Source organism: Rhodopseudomonas sp. BR0C11, assembly GCF_010820945.1.
GTDB classification, from domain to species: domain Bacteria; phylum Pseudomonadota; class Alphaproteobacteria; order Rhizobiales; family Xanthobacteraceae; genus Rhodopseudomonas; species Rhodopseudomonas palustris_H.
Genome location: NZ_QTKI01000315.1, coordinates 1 through 5,869, shown reverse-complemented (window position 1 = coordinate 5,869; position 5,869 = coordinate 1). Strand labels below are relative to the sequence as shown.

Annotated in this window: 5 protein-coding genes; 3 read left to right on the top strand and 2 right to left on the bottom strand. The window is 66.3% G+C overall.

The window, feature by feature from the left end:
- The coding region (locus DYI24_RS19750; RefSeq protein WP_246701315.1) for a pseudouridine synthase family protein at window positions 1-365 on the top strand (365 nt) is incomplete at its 5' end.
- A gap of 9 nt (window positions 366-374) precedes the next feature.
- Here DYI24_RS19750 and DYI24_RS19745 read toward each other — a convergent pair.
- A complete protein-coding gene (locus DYI24_RS19745; protein ID WP_164573512.1) occupies window positions 375-1,469 on the bottom strand; it encodes a DNA topoisomerase IB in 1,095 nt (364 codons plus the stop codon).
- Window positions 1,470-1,853: 384 nt separating this feature from the next.
- Between DYI24_RS19745 and acs the strand changes: the two genes are divergently transcribed.
- Entirely contained in the window at window positions 1,854-3,797 is a 1,944-nt protein-coding gene (gene acs, locus DYI24_RS19740; protein WP_164573511.1) for an acetate--CoA ligase, read from the top strand.
- A 382-nt stretch (window positions 3,798-4,179) separates the two neighbouring features.
- Window positions 4,180-4,707 (top strand): L,D-transpeptidase, encoded by a 528-nt coding sequence (locus tag DYI24_RS19735; RefSeq protein WP_164573510.1) that lies wholly within the window; start codon window positions 4,180-4,182, stop codon window positions 4,705-4,707.
- Window positions 4,708-4,784: 77 nt separating this feature from the next.
- Here DYI24_RS19735 and DYI24_RS19730 read toward each other — a convergent pair.
- Window positions 4,785-5,869, bottom strand: a 1,085-nt coding sequence (locus DYI24_RS19730) for an OmpA family protein (RefSeq protein ID WP_246701314.1), incomplete at its 5' end; no start/stop codon positions are given.

Here is a 5,869-nt window from a genome sequence, read left to right as displayed (position 1 = left end):
ACCCCGGCCCTCTCCCGCGAGCGGGAGAGGGAGCTCTCAGTGCTGGGGGAGAGAGTGACGATCTGTCTCGAAAGCCGGGCGCTAAATCCGATGCGACTCCCCCGACGCACCTCACCTGGCTGGCGCTCGAACCGATTACCGGCCGGACCCATCAGCTCCGGGTGCATTGCGCCGCGATGGGTTGGCCGATCTTCGGCGATAACATCTACGGCAACGGGCCGCGGTTCGGCGAACCGCGGCTGCATCTGCATGCCCGCGAGATCGTCATCCCGCTGTCGCGTAACAAACCGCCGGTGGTGGTCACCGCGCCGCCGCCGGCGCATATGCACCCGCGGCTCGCTGCCTGCGGCTGGACACCGAGCTGACGCGCGGCCTCAGGCCGCGGCCGCCGTCACCACCTGCGCCAGCAGCTTTTCGCGCTTAGCCTGGGAGCGGGTGCCCTTCAGGGTCGAAGCGAACCGTTCGAGAATGCCGTCCTCGAACGCGGTGACGATGGTGGCATGCACATAGCTTTTGCGGCAGATCGAGGGGGTGTTGGCGAGCTCGTCGGCCGCCATCCGCACCGCCTCCAACACCTGCTTGCGGCGGCCGCGGACGCTGGTCGCGGGCTCGATCCGCGCCAGCGATTCCAGCACCACCGCCGAGGCCATCAGGGTGCGAAAGTCCTTCAGCGAAATCCGGATGCCGGCGAGGTCGCGCAGGAAGACGTTGACCTGAGAGGTCGAGACCGGATGCACCGCGCCGTCGGCGCCGACATACTGGAACAGCCGTTTGCCCGGCAGCTTGCGCAAGATGGCGATGGCCCGCACCAGCCGGGCCGCGCCGCATTCCTTGCGCACCGCTTTACCGCCCTTGGCTTTGAACGACAGCGTCACGCAGTCGTCCTCGATCGCCACGTTGGACTTCAGCAGCGTCGCAGCGCCGCGGGTGCCGTTGAGCCGCGCATAGGACTCGCTGCCGGGACGGATCGCTGTGCGGGCGATCAGTTCGATGACCGCCGCAAGCGCGAACTCCCGGGTCGGCTCATCACCCGACAGGTGCTTGCCAACGGCGCGACGGATCTTCGGCAGCGCTCCGACAAGCTGCGCCAACCGATGCGCCTTGCGGGCTTCTCTGACCTTCTCCCAATCCGAGTGGTAACGGTATTGCAGACGACCGGCAGCGTCGCGGCCGACCGCCTGCAGATGCGAAGCCGGATCTGCGGCGTAGCGGACATCCTGGTAGGCCGGCGGCACCGCCAGCGCATTCAGCCGACGAATGGTGCTTTGCTGATTCACCTGCGAACCATCGGCGCGCAGATATTGCCAGCGCTTGCCGCGCTTGATGCGGCGGATCGTCAGATGATCGACTTCGCCAAGATGCAGACCGAGGTCTTCGGCAAGCTCGGCAACGCTCACCGGCTCGCCGGCCGAACCGACCGACGCGTCCGTCCCGGTTTCGGGAAGTTCGAAATTCTGCCGATCGATCATGCCGTTAACATTCCCGCGCCAGAGCCCCAGCTAATGCGCCAGCCCCATAGTCGTTCCGGCAGGCGCGCCGCCGCGGCGCACGCATCGCGATCACGGCCCTGCACATGCGCGCGATCAGCGCCGAAAGTCGGATGACTGCACCGCTTGTCGCGGCCCGGCGGGCCGACGCATAATTGTCTCAACAACAACAGCCGGAGGCTGAGACGATCGCACGTCTCTTCACCGGCGATGCTCCCCCGTAGCGTTTCCATGACTTCGCCCGGATCGCAGGATCAACGATCGGCGGAGCCAGACTCGTTGGCGGGTGAGTCGCCGGTTGCAGCGGGGTTGCGGTCGAGCACCGACGGCGGGTGCGGCATCGGCCGCGTTTTAGTGGAGGAACAAATGTCCGAGAAGATCTACGACGTGCCCGCAGAGTGGGCGAGCCGCGCCTTCGTCGACGACGCCAAATATCGCCAGATGTACGAGCGCTCGGTGACGGATCCGACCGGATTCTGGGCGGAGCACGCCAAGCGGGTCGACTGGATCAAGGCGCCGACCAAGATCGACAACTGGTCGTTCGCGCCCGGAAATGTTTCGATCAAGTGGTTTGAGGATGGCGTTCTCAACGCCGCCTACAACTGCATCGACCGCCACCTCGACAAGCGCGGCGACCAGGTCGCGATCATCTGGGAAGGCGACGATCCTTCGCAGTCGCGCAGCATCACCTATCGCGAGCTGCACGACGAAGTCTGCAAGTTCGCCAACATCCTGCGCAACCGCAATGTCGGCAAGGGCGACCGCGTCACCATCTATCTTCCGATGATCCCGGAAGCCGCGTTCGCGATGCTGGCCTGCGCCCGGATCGGCGCGATCCACTCGGTGGTGTTCGCCGGCTTCTCGCCCGACAGCCTCGCTGGCCGCATCAACGACTGCAAGTCGAAGATCGTGATCACCGCCGACGAAGGCCTGCGCGGCGGCCGCAAGGTGCCGCTGAAGGCCAATGTCGACGCGGCACTGAAGAAGTGCGACGGCGTCGATTGGGTGATGGTGGTCAAACGCACCGGCGCCGCGGTCGAAATGGATGACGTCCGCGACTTCTGGTACCACGAAGCGGCCGAGATGGTGACGACCGAGTGCCCGGTCGAGCACATGCACGCCGAAGACCCGCTGTTCATCCTCTACACCTCGGGCTCGACCGGCCAGCCGAAGGGCGTGCTGCACACCACCGGCGGCTATCTGGTGTTCGCGTCGATGACGCACCAGTACGTCTTCGACTACCACGACGGTGACATCTACTGGTGCACGGCCGACGTCGGCTGGGTCACCGGCCACAGCTACATTCTGTATGGGCCGCTCGCCAACGGCGCCACCACGCTGATGTTCGAAGGCGTGCCCAACTACCCGAGCAATTCGCGGTTCTGGGAAGTCATCGACAAGCACAAGGTCAACATCTTCTACACCGCGCCGACCGCGATCCGCGCGCTGATGCAGGCCGGCGACGAGCCGGTGAAGAAGACCTCGCGCAAGTCGCTCCGCCTGCTCGGCTCAGTCGGCGAGCCGATCAATCCGGAAGCCTGGGAGTGGTACCACCGCGTCGTCGGCGAGGACCGTTGCCCGATCGTCGACACCTGGTGGCAGACCGAGACCGGCGGCATCCTGATCACCCCTCTGCCCGGCGCCACCAAGCTGAAGCCCGGCTCGGCGACACGGCCGTTCTTCGGCGTGGTGCCCGAGATCCTGGATCCGGAGGGCAACGTGCTGGAAGGCGAATGCACCGGCAACCTCTGCCTCGCCCGTTCGTGGCCGGGCCAGATGCGCACCGTGTACGGCGACCATGCCCGGTTCGAGCAGACCTACTTCTCGGCCTATAAGGGCAAGTACTTCACCGGCGACGGCTGCCGGCGCGACGCCGACGGCTTCTACTGGATCACCGGCCGGGTCGACGACGTCATCAACGTCTCGGGCCACCGCATGGGCACCGCCGAGGTCGAATCCTCGCTGGTGGCGCACCCCAAGGTGTCGGAAGCGGCCGTGGTCGGCTATCCGCACGACATCAAGGGCCAGGGCATCTACGCCTACGTCACCCTGATGGCCGGCGAAGAGCCGACCGAGGAGCTGCGCAAGGAGCTGGTCGCCTGGGTCCGCAAGGACATCGGTCCGATTGCCTCGCCCGATCTGATCCAGTTCGCGCCCGGCCTGCCCAAGACCCGCTCCGGCAAGATCATGCGCCGTATCCTGCGCAAGATCGCCGAGGACGAGCCGTCCTCGCTCGGCGACACCTCGACGCTGGCCGATCCCGCGGTGGTCGACGATCTGGTCGAGCATCGCCAGAACAAGCACCACTAGGCCGGCTAACCGAGCCCAGCGACGCATCCATTCTCCAAAGGCCCCGCCTGTGATTCGCAGGCGGGGCCTTTCGCGTCTAGCGGGTACGCGCGCCGGGATCGCGTGGACGTTGATACACAGCGGCGGCGGGGTGGCTTTCGCCCCGGTCAAGCTGTGCTGATTCGATCACATCCGAGCGATGAACGCGGCCCCGCGGCCATTTTGCCGGCGGGTGTTGTTTGCCGGACATTTACTTTGTTCCCCGGATTTTTCTTCAATGGTACGCCTGCGTTCATTTCGGTCCTCCAGCACACACCTGTTGGTTAGTTCACGCTGCGACCATCGCGGGCGCTGAGGGGCGCCGGAGCGAAGCTGTCCGGCGCGAGGAAACTGGAGAGACTGAATGTCTTTTGGATTTCGTTCGGCGAAATTGGCCATGGCGGTCGCGGTCGTGGCGGGCGCCGGCGTGTTGACCGCGCCGCGGGCCGAGGCGCGGCCCGATCTGGTCGTCTTCCGCGGCGACTATTCGCCGGGAACGATCGTGGTCAGGACCGGCGAGCGGCGGCTGTACCTGGTGGTCGAGCCGGGCCACGCGGTGCGTTATCCGGTCGGCGTCGGCAAGGCCGGCAAGCAGTGGGCCGGCACCACCAAGATCGACGGCAAGTATCGCAATCCGGCCTGGGCTCCGCCGGCCGACGTCAAGCGCGATGTCCCGACCATCCCGGACGTGATCCCGGGCGGATCGCCCGCCAACCCGATGGGCGTCGCGGCGATGACGCTGGCGGGCGGCGAATACGCCATCCACGGCACCAACCGGCCGCAGTCGATCGGCGGTTTCGTGTCCTATGGCTGCATCCGGATGCTGAATGACGACATCACCGATCTGTACGAGCGCGTCCCGGTCGGCACTCAGGTGGTGGTGATGCGCTGAGCACAACAGCACGGGCAAAAGGAAAAGCCGCGGACGGGTCCGCGGCTTTTTTTGTTGTCGTGAGGTTCCGCGTCGGCTCAGCGCCGCGGTGCCACGCCCGGAGGCGGCGGCGGCAGCGAGGCCTGACCGCCATTGAGCAGCGGCGTGATGCGCCGGATCGTGACGCGGCGGTTCTGACGCTCCGGAGCCTGGGTCTGGATCTTCAGATACTGCTCGCCATAACCCTGCGAGGTCAGGTTCTCGGCCGGCACCCCGAACTGCTGAGTCAGCAGTGCGGCAGCCGCCTCGGCGCGACGATCTGACAGCGACAGATTGTCGGTGTCGTTGCCGACCGCATCGGTGTGGCCTTCGATCAGGAACACCTCCCGCGGGTTACGCTGGATCGCCCGGTTGAGACCGTCCGCAATCACCTGCAGCTTCGCAGCCTGATCCGGGGGGATGTCCCACGAGCCGGTGTCGAAGTTGATGGTGTTGAGGTCGATCGACGGCATCCGCTGCCGCACCGCCGGGCTATAGCGGATCTCGTCCATGGTGTAGCGACGCTCGATCCGTTCGACCGGGGGCGCTTCCAGGGTTTCGTAGATCAGCTCCGGCGATGCGTCCTCGTAGTCGACGATATAGCGGTCGCGCGGAATCCGGATCACCGGCGGCGGCAGGTCGACATAGAAGTTCGCCCGGTCGCGTGGACCGTAGCTGTTGTCGATGATGATGATCTCGCGGCCGTCGCGGTCGCGGCGAATACGCCGCAGCAGCTGACCGTCGCGCCCGGTGACGTTGATGATCTCGCTGCCATCGGGCCGGATCACGATGGTGCGGCGTTCGTCGCCGCGATCGTCGACCCGGATGTCGCGCGCACCATAGCGGAAGCGATCCACCTCATTGTGGCGGATGAACTCCTGACCGCTCGGATCGCGCACGATGATGCGACCCGGCTCGGTGATCACGATCCGTCCGTTCTCGTTGACTTCGCGGCGCTGGCTACGGAAGTCGGAGAGGTTGCGCGGCCCAGGCGCCTGCGCGCCGGGAGCGATGGGAGTCAGCGCCTGCGGCGGCGGTGGCGCGGCAGGGATCGGCGCTGTCACGGCCGGCGGCGGAGGTGGCGGCGGCACGACAGCGGGACCGGCGTCATTCGGCACCGGCGGCTGACCGGGCTGCGGCTGGG

Coding starts and splice junctions, on each gene's coding strand:
- DYI24_RS19735 (WP_164573510.1), top strand. CDS start 4,180: ATGTCTTTTGGATTTCGTTCGGCGAAATTGGCCATGGCGGTCGCGGTC.
- acs (WP_164573511.1), top strand. CDS start 1,854: ATGTCCGAGAAGATCTACGACGTGCCCGCAGAGTGGGCGAGCCGCGCC.
- DYI24_RS19745 (WP_164573512.1), bottom strand. CDS start 1,469: ATGATCGATCGGCAGAATTTCGAACTTCCCGAAACCGGGACGGACGCG.